At 71.7% G+C, this 15,502-nt stretch carries 15 protein-coding genes; 5 read left to right on the forward strand and 10 right to left on the reverse strand.

Features of this window, described 5'->3' with window-relative positions; genetic code table 11:
- Positions 1-299 precede the first annotated feature (299 nt).
- The 3 genes from rocD to CLM62_RS29060 form a co-directional block, all read right to left on the reverse strand.
- Positions 300-1,523, reverse strand: a complete 1,224-nt coding sequence (gene rocD, locus CLM62_RS29050) for an ornithine--oxo-acid transaminase (protein ID WP_095752881.1) — start codon at positions 1,521-1,523, stop codon at positions 300-302.
- Positions 1,520-2,332, reverse strand: a complete 813-nt coding sequence (gene ddaH / locus CLM62_RS29055; protein WP_095752882.1) for a dimethylargininase — start codon at positions 2,330-2,332, stop codon at positions 1,520-1,522. Before ddaH ends, rocD begins: the two co-directional genes overlap by 4 nt.
- A 154-nt stretch (positions 2,333-2,486) precedes the next feature.
- Positions 2,487-2,972 (reverse strand): Lrp/AsnC family transcriptional regulator, encoded by a 486-nt coding sequence (locus tag CLM62_RS29060; RefSeq protein WP_095752883.1) that lies wholly within the window; start codon positions 2,970-2,972, stop codon positions 2,487-2,489.
- Positions 2,973-3,050: 78 nt separating this feature from the next.
- Here CLM62_RS29060 and CLM62_RS29065 point away from each other — a divergent pair, with 78 nt between their 5' ends.
- From CLM62_RS29065 to CLM62_RS29080, 5 genes are read left to right on the forward strand one after another with little or no spacing between them, the layout of a single operon-like run.
- The gene (locus CLM62_RS29065) at positions 3,051-3,800 is read left to right on the forward strand and encodes a LytTR family DNA-binding domain-containing protein (RefSeq protein WP_095752884.1); all 750 of its coding nucleotides are present in this window, start codon (positions 3,051-3,053) and stop codon (positions 3,798-3,800) included.
- 2 nt (positions 3,801-3,802) lie between these two features.
- A complete protein-coding gene (locus tag CLM62_RS29070) occupies positions 3,803-4,162 on the forward strand; it encodes a hypothetical protein (protein ID WP_095752988.1) in 360 nt (119 codons plus the stop codon).
- Between the two features lie 19 nt (positions 4,163-4,181).
- Positions 4,182-5,894: a cation acetate symporter gene (locus tag CLM62_RS29075; protein WP_095752885.1), complete on the forward strand. Its 1,713-nt coding sequence runs from the start codon at positions 4,182-4,184 to the stop codon at positions 5,892-5,894.
- Entirely contained in the window at positions 5,891-6,031 is a 141-nt protein-coding gene (locus CLM62_RS50280; RefSeq protein WP_179382266.1) for a hypothetical protein, read from the forward strand. The genes CLM62_RS29075 and CLM62_RS50280 overlap by 4 nt, the downstream gene beginning before the upstream one ends.
- Positions 6,028-7,233, forward strand: a complete 1,206-nt coding sequence (locus tag CLM62_RS29080) for a sensor histidine kinase (RefSeq protein WP_095752886.1) — start codon at positions 6,028-6,030, stop codon at positions 7,231-7,233. The genes CLM62_RS50280 and CLM62_RS29080 overlap by 4 nt, the downstream gene beginning before the upstream one ends.
- On the opposite strand, the gene CLM62_RS48945 is transcribed toward CLM62_RS29080, so the two are convergent.
- The 7 genes from CLM62_RS48945 to CLM62_RS29110 form a co-directional block, all read right to left on the reverse strand.
- Positions 7,234-7,404, reverse strand: coding sequence for a hypothetical protein (locus CLM62_RS48945; RefSeq protein WP_107483830.1), 171 nt, complete (start codon positions 7,402-7,404; stop codon positions 7,234-7,236).
- A 13-nt stretch (positions 7,405-7,417) separates the two neighbouring features.
- Positions 7,418-9,571, reverse strand: coding sequence for a serine/threonine-protein kinase (locus CLM62_RS29085; RefSeq protein WP_095752887.1), 2,154 nt, complete (start codon positions 9,569-9,571; stop codon positions 7,418-7,420).
- A 17-nt stretch (positions 9,572-9,588) separates the two neighbouring features.
- Entirely contained in the window at positions 9,589-10,923 is a 1,335-nt protein-coding gene (locus CLM62_RS29090) for a PASTA domain-containing protein (RefSeq protein ID WP_257004147.1), read from the reverse strand.
- Between the two features lie 186 nt (positions 10,924-11,109).
- Positions 11,110-12,060 (reverse strand): cytochrome c oxidase assembly protein, encoded by a 951-nt coding sequence (locus CLM62_RS29095; RefSeq protein WP_095752888.1) that lies wholly within the window; start codon positions 12,058-12,060, stop codon positions 11,110-11,112.
- A 138-nt stretch (positions 12,061-12,198) separates the two neighbouring features.
- Positions 12,199-13,224, reverse strand: a complete 1,026-nt coding sequence (locus CLM62_RS29100) for a 6-phosphofructokinase (RefSeq protein ID WP_095752889.1) — start codon at positions 13,222-13,224, stop codon at positions 12,199-12,201.
- A gap of 188 nt (positions 13,225-13,412) precedes the next feature.
- The gene (locus CLM62_RS29105; RefSeq protein WP_095752890.1) at positions 13,413-14,141 is read right to left on the reverse strand and encodes a type 1 glutamine amidotransferase; all 729 of its coding nucleotides are present in this window, start codon (positions 14,139-14,141) and stop codon (positions 13,413-13,415) included.
- 39 nt (positions 14,142-14,180) lie between these two features.
- Complete coding sequence (locus CLM62_RS29110; RefSeq protein ID WP_095752891.1) at positions 14,181-15,419, reverse strand: MurT ligase domain-containing protein; 1,239 nt, start codon at positions 15,417-15,419, stop codon at positions 14,181-14,183.
- Between the last annotated feature and the right edge of the window lie 83 nt (positions 15,420-15,502).

Below are 15,502 nucleotides of genomic sequence, written 5' to 3' on the forward strand. Positions count from 1 at the left end.
ACGGGTGCGTCCGCCCCGCGTCGGCCGGAGCAGGGCCGGGCGGCATGGATGGCACGGCCCTGCTCCGGCCGGCACGGACGGCTCATCCATGCGCGAGCCGGGGCCGGGGGTCGGCGGCCTGGAGGGGCAGGGCCCGGCCGGTGGCTGTGCGTGCCGAACCCCGCGTCGGCAGGAGGCCGGCCGCGTCGGGAGGTCAGCTCCGGCCCATGGCCCTCTCGAGGCGGTACGGACGGCACGGCCCTGCCTCCGTCGGCTCAGCCTTGCGCGAGGCCGAGCCGGAAGCACGCCGCGTCGGCAGGTCAGCCCCGCCCGACAACCCTCTCCAGCGCCCCGAGTGCCGACGCGAGCTCCGTCTCGGTGATCGTCAGCGGGGGTGCCAGTCGGATCGTGGAGCCGTGGGTGTCCTTGACCAGGATGCCCTCCCGCAGGAGCCGTTCGCCGACCTCGCGGCCGGTGCCCACGGCGGGGTCGACGTCGACGCCGGCCCACAGCCCGCGGGCGCGGAAGCCGACGACTCCCTTGCCGACCAGCTCGGTCAGACCGTCGCGCAGCACCGCCCCCAACTCGGTCGCCCGGCGCTGGAATTCGCCCGTCTCCAGCAGCTCGACCACCGCCGTGCCGACCGCCGCGGCGAGCGGGTTGCCGCCGAACGTCGAGCCGTGCTCGCCCGGCCGCAGCACACCGAGCACGTCCCGGCGGGCGACCACCGCGGAAACCGGCACGATGCCGCCGCCCAGCGCCTTGCCCAGCAGGAGTACGTCCGGGACGACCCCCTCGTGCTCGACGGCGAGCGTACGGCCCGTGCGGCCGAGCCCCGACTGGATCTCGTCCGCGATGAACAGACAGCCCTCGCGGCGGGTGAGCTCGCGCACGCCGGTCAGATAGCCCTCGTCCGGGATGACCACCCCCGCCTCGCCCTGGATCGGCTCGATGAGCACGGCCGCCGTCGTCTCGTCGACCGCGGCCTCCAGGGCGGCCAGGTCGTTGTACGGGACGATCCGGAAGCCCGGAGTGAAGGGGCCGAAGCCCTGCCGCGCCGTCTCGTCCGTGGAGAAGCTCACGATCGTCGTCGTACGGCCGTGGAAGTTCTCGGCCGCGACCACGATCGTCGCCTGATCGGCCGGGACGCCCTTCACCTCGTACGCCCACTTGCGCGCCACCTTGATGCCGCTCTCGACCGCCTCGGCGCCCGTGTTCATGGGCAGCACCATGTCCAGGCCGGTCAACTCGGCGAGCCGTTCGGCGAATTCGGCGAGCCGGTCGTTGTGGAAGGCGCGCGAGGTGAGCGTCAGCAGGTCGAGCTGCTCGTGGGCCGCCGCGATCAGCGCGGGATGGCGGTGGCCGAAGTTGAGGGCCGAGTAGCCGGCCAGCATGTCCAGGTAGCGGCGGCCCTCCACGTCCTCCACCCAGCTGCCCTCCCCACGGGCGACGACCACGGGCAGCGGGTGGTAGTTGTGCGCGAGGACGGGCTCCTCGGCGCGGATGAGGTCGGCGGACGAACGCGTACGGACGGGTGCGGTCATGAGCGGATCTCCTGGGTGCAGCACTTGATGCCGCCGCCGGCCTTCCGGAACTCGGACAGGTCGACGGGGACGGGGACATAGCCGTGCTCGCCAAGGCGGGCGGCGAGCGCCTCCGCCTGCGGCGCGATGAAGACGTGGCGACCGTCGGACACGGAGTTCAGGCCGAAGGCCATCGCGTCCTCGCGGGTGGCGAGCACCGCGTCCGGGTACAGCCGGGCCAGCACCTCGCGACTGCCGGGGGAGAAGGCCTCCGGGTAGTACACGATGTTGTCGTCGTCGAGCACGAACAACGCCGTGTCCAGGTGGTAGAAGTACGGATCCACCAGCGTCAGGCTGATCACCGGGTGCCCGAAGAACTCCTGCACCTCGCGGTGCGCCTCCCGGGTCGTACGGAACCCGGTGCCGGCCAGGAGGTACCGGCCCGTCCAGACCAGATCGCCCTCGCCCTCGCAGACGGACTCGGGGTGGTGGACGTCGTAGCCCGCCGCCTTGAACCACGTCGCGTAGTGCCGGGACTCGGGGCGCCGCTCGGGCGCGTGGAAGAGGGAGCCGAAGACGCGGCCGTCGACCACGACCGCCGAGTTCGCGGCGAAGACCATGTCCGGGAGACCGGGAACCGGCTCCACGGTGTCGACGGTGTGGCCGTGGGCCCGGTAGGCGCGGATCAGCGCCTGCCACTGCTCGCGGGCCAGATCGACGTCGACGCGGGTGTCGGGATGCATCCAGGGATTGATCGCGTACTGCACGGCGAAGTGTCTGGGTTCGCAGACGAGGAAACGCCGTCGGCGCGGCACACGGGTATCGGTCACAGAGGGGTTCCTCCGCTTCCTGCGGTGTCAACTGAGGGGTGACACCAAGGTAGGAAGGGACGGCGACGGCCGACAAGAAACGAGAATTGCGCGCTCGCGCAGGAACGCTGCGTATTCGGTCGCTTCCGCGCAGGTCTGCTGCGTGCGCCGGCGCTCACTCCGGCGCAGGCTGGCTCGCGCCCGCCTCCGGGCTCTCCGGGATGAGGTGGGACAGCACCATCACACTGATCGTCTTCCGGATGAACGGCTCCGCGCGGATCCGCTCCAGCACCTCCTCGAAGTGCTCCACGTCCCGCGCCCGCACATGCAGCAGCGCGTCCGCCCCGCCGGTCACCGTCATCGCCGCGGCGATCTCCGGGTGGTTGCGGACGACCTCCGCGAGCCGCCTGGGCGGGGCCGCGCCCTCGCAGTACACCTCGACGTACGCCTCCGTACGCCAGCCCAGCGCCGACGGCCGCACCGTGGCCGTGAACCCGGTGATCACCCCCGTGTCCCGCAGCCGGTCCACCCGCCGCTTGACCGCCGTCGCGGACAGACCGACGGCCGCGCCTATCTCGGCGAAAGAAGTCCGCGCGTTCGCCATCAACGCGGTGACGATCTTCCGGTCGAGCTCGTCGAACGGCGTGGGCCTGCTGTTCATGCGGGCACTGTATCCAGCGGAAAGGTCAGGACCCCGGCACGTGTCCAGGCGTACGAATAACTCCTACACTCCGGGTTCATGCTGCGCGCCCTGGCTGTCGACGACGAACGCCCCTCGCTGGAGGAACTCCTCTACCTGCTGAACGCGGATCCCCGCATCGGCAGCGCTCAGGGCGCGGGCGACGCGACCGAGGCTCTGCGCCGGATCAACCGGGCGCTGGAGTCCGGGCCCGACGGGCCCGAGGCCATCGACGTCGTCTTCCTCGACATCAACATGCCCGGCCTCGACGGCCTCGACCTGGCCCGGCTGCTCACCGGGTTCGCCAAGCCCCCGCTCGTCGTGTTCGTCACCGCCCACGAGGACTTCGCCGTCCAGGCCTTCGACCTCAAGGCCGTCGACTACGTGCTCAAGCCCGTCCGCAAGGAACGCCTCGCCGAGGCCGTCCGCCGGGCCGCCGAACGCCGCGACACGGCCCCCCGTATCCCCGTGCACGAGCCCGACCCCGACCACATCCCCGTCGAGCTGGGCGGCGTGACCCGCTTCGTCTCCGTCGACGACATCACGCACGTCGAGGCCCAGGGCGACTACGCCCGGCTGCACACCGACAAGGGCAGCCACCTCGTACGGATCCCGCTGTCCACCCTGGAGGAGCGCTGGCGCTCCCGCGGCTTCGTCCGCATCCACCGCCGCCACCTGGTCGCCCTGCGCCACGTCGGCGAGCTACGCCTGGACGCGGGTACCGTGAGCGTCCTGGTCGGCTCCGAGGAACTCCAGGTCAGCCGCCGCCACGCCCGCGAGCTGCGGGACCTGCTGATGAGGAGGCCGTGACGGTGCCCCAGAACCCCACCGAACGCCGTGTCGTCGTCACCGGCCCGCCCCGCCGGGTCCGCCGGGTCCCCGGCTACTACCGCCCGCGCACCGAGATCGACGAACAGACCACCCTCGGCCACACCTACGTCCGCTCCCTGATGCGCACCCAGCTGCGCGCCGCCCTGACCGTGTTCGCGGTCCTCGGCCTCCTCATCGGCCCGCTGCCGCTGCTCTTCGCCGCGATGCCCGACGCCCGCGGCCTCGAATGGGCCGTCCTGGGCTTCGGCCTCTACCTGCCGCTCGTCCTGCTCGCCCGCTGGGCCGTGCGCCGCGCCGAGCGCAACGAACGCGACTTCGTGCGCCTGGTCGAAGACCGATGAACCGGCGAGCCCAAGACCGATGAACTCGAACTACGCCGTCCCCGCCGTCGCCCTCGTCGTCGTGGCGACCGTCCTCGTCGGCGCCTTCGGCCTGCGCATATCCCGTACCACCTCCGACTTCTACGTCGCCTCCCGCACCGTCGGCCCCCGCCTGAACGCGGCCGCCATCAGCGGCGAGTACCTCTCCGCCGCCTCCTTCCTGGGCATCGCCGGCCTGGTCCTGGTGCAGGGCCCGGACATGCTCTGGTACCCGGTCGGCTACACCGCCGGCTATCTGGTCCTGCTCCTGTTCGTCGCCGCCCCGCTGCGCCGCTCCGGCGCCTACACGCTCCCCGACTTCGCCGAGGCCCGGCTCGCCTCCCAGGCGGTACGGCGGCTGGCGGGCGCCTTCGTCGTCGGGGTCGGCTGGCTGTACCTGCTGCCCCAGCTCCAGGGCGCCGGACTGACCCTGACCGTGCTGACCGGGGCGCCCGCATGGCTCGGCGGCGTGATCGTCGCGGCCGTCGTGGTGGCCACCGTCGCCGCCGGAGGCATGCGCAGCATCACCTTCGTGCAGGCCTTCCAGTACTGGCTCAAACTCACCGCCCTGCTCGTCCCCGCCCTCTTCCTCGTCCTGGCCTGGCAGGGCGACGGAGCCCACCGCCACGCCTTCGACGAACCGGCCACCTTCCGCGAGCAGCGGGTCGTCCGTGTCGACGACCGTCTCGACCTGAAGCTGGACGCGCCGCTGACCGTCACGGTGAGCGGCACGATCGACGGCCGCCCGCACGACGACGACCGGATCCGTCTCCCCGCCGGCACGCACCGCATCGAACAGGGCACCCGGCTGACCTTCGCCAAGGACGCCCCCGTCCCGGCCGCCGACCGCGGCAGCAACGGCGGCATGTCGACCTCCCTGGCCGCGGGCCGCGAGGAACGCCCGCTCTACGCGACGTACGGGCTGATCCTCGCCACCTTCCTCGGCACCATGGGCCTGCCGCACGTCGTCGTCCGCTTCTACACCAGCCCGCACGGCGTCGCCGCCCGCCGCACGACCGTCGCCGTGCTCGCCCTGATCGGCGGCTTCTACCTGCTGCCGCCCGTCTACGGCGCCCTCGGCAGGCTCTACGCCCCCGAACTCGCCCTCACCGGCGACGCGGACGCCGCCGTCCTGCTGCTGCCCGAGCGCGTGATCGGCGGGCTCGGCGGCGACCTGCTCGGCGCGCTGGTGGCGGGCGGGGCCTTCGCCGCGTTCCTGTCCACCGCCTCGGGGCTGACCATGGCCGTGGCGGGCGTCCTCACCCAGGACGTGCTGCCCTCGCGCGGTGTCCGGCACTTCCGGCTGGGCACGGTGCTCGCCATGGCCGTACCGCTCGCGGCCAGCATGCTGGTCGGCGGGCTCCCGGTCGCCGACGCCGTCGGGCTGGCCTTCGCCGTGTCCGCGTCCTCCTTCTGCCCGCTGCTCGTCCTCGGTATCTGGTGGCGGCGGCTGACCCCGCCGGGCGCCGCCGCGGGCATGCTGATGGGCGGCGGCTCCGCGTTCGTCGCCGTGGCCGTGACCATGGCGGGCTTCCCGGGCACGGGCGGGCTGCACGCCCTGCTCGCCTGGCCCGCGCTCTGGTCGGTGCCGCTGGGCTTCCTCACCATGGTGCTGGTGTCCCTGGCGACGGCGGGGCGCGTACCGGCGGGGACGGCGGCCATCCTGGCCCGCTTCCATCTGCCGGAGGAGCTGAGGGCGGAGGTGAAGGCATGAGAGGTCTTCACGGAGGGCCGGGCGCGGTCGTGGTGGAGGCGATGAGCGGTTTTCACGGAGGGCCGGGCGCGGTCGTGGTGGAGACGACGAGCGATCTCCACGAAGGGCTCGGTGCGGTCGTGGCGGTGAGCGCATGAGCGGATTCCTCGCCGGCCTGTGCGTGGCGATCCTCCCCGTCCTGGCCGCCGGGTTCTGGCTCGGCCGCCGCACCACACGCCCGCAGCACCTCGGCGGACTCGGCACCCCCGTCGAACACGCCACCTTCCAGACCCTGCACACCGCATCCCTCGCCGCGCCCCCGCTGCGGGCGGGCCTGACGGAGGAGACCGCGCGCAAGTCGGCCCGTCGGCTGCGCTCCCTGCTCGGCACGGACGCGCTGTGCCTGACCGACCAGAAGGAGGTCCTGGTCTGGGACGGCGTGGGCGAGCATCACCGCGCCGAGATCATGGAACGCCTCGCCGGCCCCCTGGAGACCGGCCGCGGCGAAGCCTTCCGCTTGGAGTGCGACGCCCCCGACTGCCCGGTGCGCTGGGCGGTCGTCGCCCCCCTCACCGTCGACGACCGCGTCCACGGAGCCCTCGTCGCCTGCGCACCCCGCGAGTCCGCCGTGCTCGTCCGGGCCGCCGGAGAGGTCGCCCGCTGGGTCTCCGTCCAACTCGAACTCGCCGACCTCGACCAGTCCCGCACCCGCCTGATCGAGGCCGAGATCAAGGCCCTGCGCGCCCAGATCTCCCCGCACTTCATCTTCAACTCGCTCGCGGTGATCGCCTCGTTCGTCCGCACCGACCCCGAGCGCGCCCGTGAACTGCTCCTGGAATTCGCCGACTTCACTCGCTACTCGTTCCGACGGCACGGCGACTTCACCACCCTCGCCGACGAACTCCACGCCATCGACCATTACTTGGCGCTCGTCCGGGCACGCTTCGGCGACCGCCTCTCCGTCACCCTGCAGATCGCCCCCGAGGTACTGCCGGTCGCCCTGCCCTTCCTCTGCCTCCAGCCGCTCGTCGAGAACGCCGTCAAACACGGCCTGGAGGGCAAGGCCGACAAAAGCCATATCAGCATCACCGCGCAGGACGCCGGCGCCGAGGCCCTGGTCGTCATCGAGGACGACGGCGCCGGAATGGACCCCGTCCTGCTGAGCCGTATCCTCGCCGGCGAGGTCAGCCCGTCCGGCGGCATCGGACTGTCCAACGTCGACGACCGCCTCCGCCAGGTCTACGGCGACGACTACGGCCTGGTCATCGAGACCGCCGTGGGAGCGGGCATGAAAATCACCGCCCGGCTGCCGAAGTATCAGCCGGGCGTGCACTCGGCGGGCCGCCTCAGCGACGGATGATCAGGTGCTCTTGGTGGCCACCATCCCGAGGGTGATCAGTCCCAGTACGACCCAGCCGAACCACAGCCAGCCGTTGCTGCCGAGTGCCACCGTGTAGGCCGTCACCACGACGAGTCCGCCGACGGTGAGCACCCCCATCGTCTTGGTCGAGCCGTCCGTAGAACCGGGCATCGCAACACCCTCCTCATGGTTCGTCCCCCTCCATGGTGCCCCCGTTCTGCTTCCGGACGGTACACACGACGAAATGTGCCTCGTTCTTCCAGGAGCCCTCGCTCGTCCAGGACCCCGCCGTGTACACCGACGGGTCGAAGCCGTAGTCGCCCGGCGGCACTTGACGGCCGCAGGCCAGATCCGACTCGGTGCGCGCCTCGCCGAGCGTGACGTCGGCGCCGAGCCGGGTGAAGCCCAGCACTTCCTCGTCGTGCGGGCCGGCGCAGGAGACCAGCCGGGCGTCCCGGTGGGAGCGGACGTCGAGACAGTCCCGCTTCTGCATGGTCGCCGTGTCCGCGAAGGCCGAGCCCGGCTTGCGGTGCTCGCCCAGCGGCCCGTACACGGGCCCGTGCGCGCCCAGCACCAGACAGGCGGTCCGCCGCCCGGCGGACTCGAACCCGTCCGACGTCGGCACGACGGCGAGACTGCGCACGTCCGCCAGCTTGTCCCGGAGCTCCCGCGTCCGCTCCTCGCACCGGTCCGGCCCCAGCCGCCGCGCCTCGTCCGCCGACGCGGCCGCCACGAAGGCCATCACCTGCCCGTCCGGCGCCTTGTCCCGGCAGGTCGTGTCGACCGACAGCCGGGGCGTGCCCTGGAAACGCTCCGCGCCCGGCCACTCGGCGAGCACACAGTCACCCTCCCGGAGGGGCTTGGCGAGCCCGACACTCTCGCCGTACGGCGGGCCGGTCCCGTCGGTGGTCCGGTCCGCCAGGGCGTACCAGACGCCGCCCAGGGCGAGCACCAGCCCGAGCCCGCAGGCTACGGCGACCTGCAGGGCCCGGGGTCGCTCGCGCCGTCGGCGTCCGGACGGGGACGCAGCGGGGAGGAGAGGCGGCCCGAAGCCCTGCGGATGCCTGGGCGGGCCGAAACCCTGGGCGTCCTCCCCGGACGAGCCGTGCCCTGACCGCTGCGGGGTCGCGGGCGGGTCGAGGCCGGGCCCGTGGGGCGACCTCGCCCCGGACCGACCGAGCCTTGGTCCTTGCGGCGACCCGGGGGAGCCGGATCCTACTCCTCGCGGCGGCCCGAGGGAGTCGACCTCTGGCCCTCGCGGCCCCCCGGACCGGCCGAAGCCGGACACTTCCGGCTCGCCGGGCGTAGCGACCTCTGGTTCCTGCGGCGAGCCAGGCGGGCCGGATCCGGCCCAATGCGGCCCCGTGGGCGGCACGGGTGCCCCTGTTCCGGCCCAGGGCGGCTGCCCCGCGCCGGCCCACGGCGGCTGCGACCCCAGGTCGGTCTGTGTGCGGGCGTACGCCTCCGCCTGCGGCAGGACGATGCGCGACAGCGCCGCCTCCGCCTCCGCCGCCGACAGCCGCCGCGCGGGGTCCTTGACGAGCAGCGCGTCCAGTACGGGACCCAGCGCCCCGGCGCGTACGGCCGGACGGGGCTCCTCCATGACGACCGCGGTGATCTCCGCGAGCTGCGACTCCCGCTCGAAGGGACCCCGGCCCTCGACGCCGTGGTACAGCGTGCAGCCCAGCGAGAACAGGTCGGCGCCCGGCGTGGGCGCGCCGCCCGTGGCCCGCTCGGGCGCCAGATACCCGGCCGTGCCCACCAGCACCGAGGCCAGCGTGTAGCGCGTCTCGTCGGCGTCCGGCTGCACCGAGATGCCGTAGTCGGTGAGCAGCACGCGACCGTACGGCGCCCCGGTGCGGTCCGGCGCCAGCAGGATGTTCGCCGGTTTCACGTCCCGGTGCATGACGCCCCGCTCGTGCCCGGCGGTCAGCGCGTCGAGCACGGCGAGCCCGATGCGGGCGCACTCGGCCGGGGCGAGCGGCCCCCGTGTCTCGACCAGCTCGCGCAGGTCGACGGCGCCCGCGACGTACTCCATGACGATCCATGGCAGCCCCTCGTGCTCCAGCACGTCGTGCACGGTCACCACGTGCGGATGGCCGCGCAGGCCCGCCGCGTGCCGGGCCTCGGCCCGGGCCCGCGCCACCCGGGCCTCCCGCTCGTGACCTGCCTCGGCCGGGTCGCGGAACACGATCTCCTTGAGCGCCACCTCGCAGGCGAGTCTCTGGTCGTGAGCGAGCCACACATGGCCCATACCGCCGCTGCCGAGGCGGTTCAGCAGCAGATAACGGCCGGCGATGACCCGGCCCACTCCCGACGTCGGTGATCCTGAAGGCATCCGGTGACTCCCGGGTTCTACGGGGGTGCTACGTGGCTGCGCTTGCGGTGGGCTCGCCGGTCCCGGGCCCACTGGTGGCGGGTGCGCTGCTCGTCGGCCCGGTGCTTGCCGGGTTGCTGGTGACGGGGACGCTGGTGACGGGCGCGCTGGTCGGGGGCGGTGGCGCGCTGCTGGTGACCGGGTCGCCGGTCGGCGGCGAGCTCGTCGGGGGGGTCGGGGGAGGGCGGTGAGTTCGGGGGCGGTGGCTCGGATGCGGAGTCGGGCGGTGGGCTGGACGGGGGCTGATCGGAGCTGGGCGGCGGGTTCGAAGACGGCGGCTCGGAGCCGGGCGCCGTACTGGACGAGGGACCGGAGGGCCCGGAAGGCGAGGGCCTGGGCCCACCGCTCGACGATGACGGCGGCGGCGTCGTGCCCGGCCCGCCGGACGGAGAGGGCGCCGGGGGAGCCGGGGGAGTGGTCGACCCACCGGTTGACCCTCCGGGTGACCCACCGATCGTGTCCTCGGACGCACCGCCCGCCACGCTCAACGTCACGTACTCCCCGAACCTGAGCTCGGTCCCGGCCGGCGGATCGGACGCCGTGACCCTGGCACCGTCCGGCGGCAGCCCCTTCCCGTCGTACGAGACCGCCAGCCCTCGGTCGGCCAGCTGCCGGCTCGCCTGCCCGAACGTCGTCCCGGCGAGGTGGGGCACCGCGCGCCGCTTCCGAGTGTCGAACGTGGAGTCGTCCTCGCCCGTCGTACCGACCGGCCGGTTGATGCCCCGGTCGGGCTTGACGACGTCGACCAGCGCGATCCGGTCCAGTGTCCGAGGCGCGGGCCGCACGGCCACCACGGAGGAGCGCTGGTATCCCCGCCATTTCTTGTTGCCGTCCTCGAACTCGACGGAAATCCGGCTCGTGTCCCCCTCGAAGGGGCGCAGCGGATTTCCGCAGGAACACTTCACGGCGGGAAGGCCCTGTTCATCGACGAGAATCGCGATTCCCGCCTGGAGCAGCGAGTTGAAAGGGACGGCCTTTTCCTTCTCGTAGTCGTGGTTCCTCACGAGAGTGTCGTGACGCAGGAGAACGGGTGTGAGTCGATCCAGATAATCCGGGATCCGCTCCGTGGTGATGTCCAGCGCTCCTGCCCACGCCTGGGCCTTTTTGTGATTCCCGGGGTCGGTGAGGAACTGTTCGAGCCGCTCGACATCACAGATCGTCGGCTTCTTCGTGCCCCCGTAGAGTCCGGGCGTGTCACCCCGCTGCAGGCCGCCGTGCGCGGGCCGCGACCGGACCCGGGCGTCCTGGCCGAGCCCGACGCTCTCGTCGAAGAACGGCGCGAGAGAGGGCACGCCCGCGGCGACCGCCTTCACGACGGACAAAGGTGTGTCTCTGTCGCAGCCGCTGAGCGCCAGAACGAAAACAACCAGGACGGCGATCTTTCGAGTCGTCGACCGCATCGCCGATTTCCCGGCACACTGCACGAACACGCGAAGTGTCATCACCGCTCCCCCCGGCGGTTCCCCCATCGCGTTTCATGCTACTGAATGGAAGGCCTCTCAACGCCCGCGTGCGTTCAATGAGGCCAAATAGGCGTTGTATGCCTCGAGTTCCTTGTCGCCGTCGCGATCGGCGGCCCGGTCCTCGCGCTTGGCCTGCCGCTGCTCGGAGCGGTACCACTGGAAGAGCAGCGCGATCAGCACCAGCACGGACGGGATCTCGCTGAACGCCCATGCGATGCCGCCGGCCGCGTTCTGGTCCGAGAGCGCGTCGATGCCGAGGGAGGCGGGCGGGTTCTTGAACGTCTCGACCATCGGCGCCGACGCCATCATCAACGCGATACCGAAGAACGCGTGGAACGGCATGCCGGCGAACAGCTCCAGCATCCGCATCAGATAGCCCGGGCGGTTGGGGCCCGGGTCCACGCCCATGATCGGCCAGAAGAAGACCACGCCGACGGCGAGGAAGTGCACCATCATCGCGGTGTGCCCGGTCTTTGAGCCCATCAGGAAGTCGAACAACGGCGTGAAGTACAGCGCGTACAGACTCGCGATGAACAGGGGGATGGTGAACGCGGGGTGCGTGATGATCCGCAGGTAGTGGCTGTGCAGGAACATCAGCAGCAGCTCACGCGGCCCCTTGCGGCCCTTGCCCGCGACCGGCAGCGCCCGCAGCGCCAGCGTGATCGGGGCGCCGAGCAGGACCAGGATCGGCGACAGCATGCTGATCACCATGTGCTGCACCATGTGCACGCTGAACATGACCATGCCGTAGTCGTTCAGCCGGGTGCACATCACGAGCCCGACGCTCAGCACCCCGAAGGCGAACGCGACAGTACGCCCCACCGGCCACGCGTCCCCACGCCGCCGCAGCCGCACGACCCCCCACGCGTACAGAGCGAGCCCCACCAGGCAGGCGACGAGGAAGAACGGGTCCGCCGACCACTGAAGCCCCCGCCCCAGCGTGAACGGCGGCAGATCCATGGTCATGCCGTGCCCGCTGTGATCCATCCACCGGCTCCTGATTCGTGGGGGTTGTGCAAGTCTGTCCGCACACAGACTAGAACCGCCCCCGGCCGCAGCAGCGGCCGGGGGCGGACTCTTCAGTTCCGTACGACTTGATCTACACGTTGATCTGCACGACTCGGCCTAGAGGACGCACTCCGCCTCTTCGTACCGCTCCGCAGGAACCGTCTTCAGCGTCTCCACGGCCTCCGCCAACGACACCATCACGATGTCCGTCCCCCGCAGCGCCGTCATCTTCCCGAACTCGCCCCGATGCACGGCCTCCACCGCATGCCACCCGAAGCGAGTAGCAAGCACCCGGTCGTAAGCGGTAGGCGTTCCACCCCGCTGCACATGCCCGAGGATCACCGGCCGCGCCTCCTTCCCGAGCCGCTGCTCCAGCTCGATGGACAGCTGCCGCGCGATTCCGGCGAACCGCTCATGCCCGTAGATGTCCTTGCCGCCCTCGTCGAAGCTCATGGAACCGGGCTCCGGCTTGGCACCCTCCGCCGCCACGACGATCGCGAACCGCTTGCCCGCCTCGAACCGCTCGCCGACCTTCTTCGTCAACTCCTCGATGTCGAAGGGCCGTTCCGGTACGACGATGGCGTGGGCGCCCGCAGCCATGCCAGAGTGCAACGCGATCCAGCCGGTGTGGCGGCCCATGACCTCCACGACCAGGACACGCTGATGGGACTCGGCGGTGGTCTTCAGCCGGTCCAGCGCCTCCGTCGCGACGCCCACGGCCGTGTCGAAGCCGAAGGTGACGTCGGTGACCGCGATGTCGTTGTCTATGGTCTTCGGCACGCCGACGATGGGCAGACCGGCGTCCGACATCAGCCGGGCGGCCTTGAGCGTGCCCTCACCGCCGATCGGGATGATCGCGTCGAGACCTAGCTCCTCGACGTGGCCGCGGGCCCGCTCCACACCGTCCCGCAGGTGCGAGGGCTGGACCCGGGAGGAACCGAGGATCGTCCCGCCACGCGCCAGGATCCCGCTCACCGCGTCGAGGTCCAGCTTGAGGTAGTCACACTCCAGGAGGCCCTTCCAGCCGTCCCGGAAACCGATGACCTCGTCGCCGTGGTCGACGACGGCACGGTGCACGACGGACCGGATGACCGCGTTCAGGCCGGGGCAGTCGCCGCCGGACGTGAGGACACCAATGCGCATAGCCCGAAATACCTTCTCGATGTGGGCCGGGTCCGGACCACGCTGTCCGGCTCGATCCCCGCCACACTAGCGGCAGGAGGGCGCGCGGCCGAACAACGCGTCCGCCTGCTGGACGACCCCGCTCACCTGTGCGGACGTACCGTCAGACGGGCTGGTTACACCAGGTCGGACACCCGGTGTACGACATCTCACGCGGGCTGCTGCGCGGAAGCGATGCGCTCGTTGCGCAGCGCCTCGTACCACCGGTCGTCGGTCGGCGGCAGCGCGTTGACGTCCAGCGCCAGCTTCAGCAGCAGGTCGGCGATGAGCGGGTTGCGGGCCAGCACCGGGCCGTGCATGTACGTACCGAAGACCGTGTCGTTGTACGCGCCCTCCGTGCCGTCCCCCGTGCCGTTGCCCTTGCCCAGCCGCACCTTGGCGAGCGGGCGGGCGGTGGGGCCGAGGTGGGTGACGCCCTGATGGTTCTCGAAGCCGGTCAGCGAGGGCAGGCCAAGGCGCGGGTCGATGTCCGCGAGCACGTCACCGACGCACCGCTCGCCCTCGCCGCGCACGGACACCACGTCCAGCAGACCGAGACCGGGCTCGCGCTGGCCGAGGTCGTTGATGAACTCGTGGCCGATGATCTGGTAGCCGGCGCACACCGAGAAGACGATCGCGCCGTTCTCCACGGCCCGGTGCAGACCGCCGTCCCGGCGCAGCCGCTCCGCCGCGAGCCGCTGCGGCCGGTCCTCGCCACCGCCGATCAGGTAGATGTCGCCGGAGGTCGGGATCGGCTGGTCGCTGCGCACGTCGAGCCGGGCCACGTCGAGGCCGCGCTGCCGCGCCCGGCGCTCCACGACCAGGACGTTGCCCTGGTCGCCGTACGTACTGAGCAGGTCGGGGTAGATCCAGACGACCCGCAGGCTGTTGTCGCTCATGAAGTCATTGTCCTCGGATTACGTCGGTTGCCGACTACGTCAGTTGCCGACGCGGCGGCGCAGGTCCTGGAAGGCGGTGTAGTTGGCGATGACCTCGATCCGGCCGGGCGGGCACATCTGCACGGCCTGGTCGAGGTTGTCGTACACCTGGAAGTGCTGTCCCGCGACCTCCAGGCGTACCGCGAGGTCCAGCCTCCGGTCGCCGATGACGCAGATCGGATGGCCGGTCAGGCGCGTGTAGTCGACGTCCCAGAGCCAGGAGGTGTCGGTGCCGTCGGCGCTGCGCGCGTTCACGGAGAGGATCACGGGGGTCGGCGGCGGATCGATCAGGCTGAACGTTTCGAGCCAGCCCGCCGGGTTCTTGGCGAGCAGCAGCCGCAGGTCCCGGCCCTGGAACTGGACGACGTCGTAGCGCCCGGCCACCGCCTGCACCTGGTACATGCGTTCCAGGGCGACCTGCGGCGGCACCCCGAAGACGGCGGCGACGGCGGCCGAGGAGGCGGCGTTGGCCTTGTTGGCGCGGCCCGGCAGCTGGAGGTGGATCGGCCAGGCGGAGCCGTGCGGGTCGAGAACATGGTCACCGGACAGCGCCCAGCTCGGCGTGGGACGGCGGAAGCCGCACTCACCGCAGAACCAGTCGTCGCCGGGCCGCTGCATCACGCCACCGCAGGACGGGCAGGACCAGGCGTCGTCCTTCCACATCTGTCCGGCGGCGACCCAGATCACGTTGGGGGAGGAGGACGCGGCCCACACCACCAGCGGGTCGTCCGCGTTGGCCACGACCACGGCCTTGGAACCGGCGAGCCCCTCCCGCCAGTTCTCGGCGAGCATGCGGGTCTCGGCGGCGCGGTCGAGCTGGTCGCGGGAGAGGTTGAGCAGGGCGATGCACTTCGGGGCGGTGTCCCGGGCGACGCCGGCGAGGTACTTCTCGTCGACCTCGATGACGCCGTATCTCGCGTCCGAGCTGCCCGCCAGCGCCGAGGTGATGCCGGCCGGCATGTTGGCGCCGAGCGCGTTGGAGACAACCGGGCCCGCAGCCCGGAGCGCCTCGGCGATCAGCCGGGTGGTCGTGGTCTTGCCGTTGGTCGCCGACACGAGGATGACGTCCAGGTTCTGGGCGAGCCGGGCGAGGAGGTCGGGGTCGAGCTTGAGCGCCACGCGGCCGCCGATCACCGAACCGCTGCCGCGGCCCGCGGCGCGCGACGCCGCCGCGACCGCCTTGCCCGCGGTCACGGCCAGCTTGGCCCGCGGCGTGAGCGGGTCCGAGTTGCCTGACATCAGTTCTCGATCCTCCTTGCGTACGCGCCGCGCCTCTGCCTGACGGCAACGTGGTGGTGGTCAGCCTATCGAGATTCCATTCG

This window comes from Streptomyces sp. SA15 (assembly GCF_002291145.1).
In the GTDB taxonomy this organism is placed as follows: domain Bacteria; phylum Actinomycetota; class Actinomycetes; order Streptomycetales; family Streptomycetaceae; genus Streptomyces.

Excerpts from the sequence above, each read along its gene's own strand:
- rocD (WP_095752881.1), bottom strand. The coding sequence starts at position 1,523 with ATGACCGCACCCGTCCGTACGCGTTCGTCCGCCGACCTCATCCGCGCC.
- CLM62_RS29060 (WP_095752883.1), bottom strand. The coding sequence starts at position 2,972 with ATGAACAGCAGGCCCACGCCGTTCGACGAGCTCGACCGGAAGATCGTC.
- CLM62_RS29065 (WP_095752884.1), top strand. The coding sequence starts at position 3,051 with ATGCTGCGCGCCCTGGCTGTCGACGACGAACGCCCCTCGCTGGAGGAA.
- CLM62_RS29075 (WP_095752885.1), top strand. The coding sequence starts at position 4,182 with ATGAACTCGAACTACGCCGTCCCCGCCGTCGCCCTCGTCGTCGTGGCG.
- CLM62_RS50280 (WP_179382266.1), top strand. The coding sequence starts at position 5,891 with ATGAGAGGTCTTCACGGAGGGCCGGGCGCGGTCGTGGTGGAGGCGATG.
- CLM62_RS29080 (WP_095752886.1), top strand. The coding sequence starts at position 6,028 with ATGAGCGGATTCCTCGCCGGCCTGTGCGTGGCGATCCTCCCCGTCCTG.
- CLM62_RS48945 (WP_107483830.1), bottom strand. The coding sequence starts at position 7,404 with ATGCCCGGTTCTACGGACGGCTCGACCAAGACGATGGGGGTGCTCACC.
- CLM62_RS29085 (WP_095752887.1), bottom strand. The coding sequence starts at position 9,571 with ATGCCTTCAGGATCACCGACGTCGGGAGTGGGCCGGGTCATCGCCGGC.
- CLM62_RS29095 (WP_095752888.1), bottom strand. The coding sequence starts at position 12,060 with ATGGATCACAGCGGGCACGGCATGACCATGGATCTGCCGCCGTTCACG.
- CLM62_RS29100 (WP_095752889.1), bottom strand. The coding sequence starts at position 13,224 with ATGCGCATTGGTGTCCTCACGTCCGGCGGCGACTGCCCCGGCCTGAAC.
- CLM62_RS29105 (WP_095752890.1), bottom strand. The coding sequence starts at position 14,141 with ATGAGCGACAACAGCCTGCGGGTCGTCTGGATCTACCCCGACCTGCTC.
- CLM62_RS29110 (WP_095752891.1), bottom strand. The coding sequence starts at position 15,419 with ATGTCAGGCAACTCGGACCCGCTCACGCCGCGGGCCAAGCTGGCCGTG.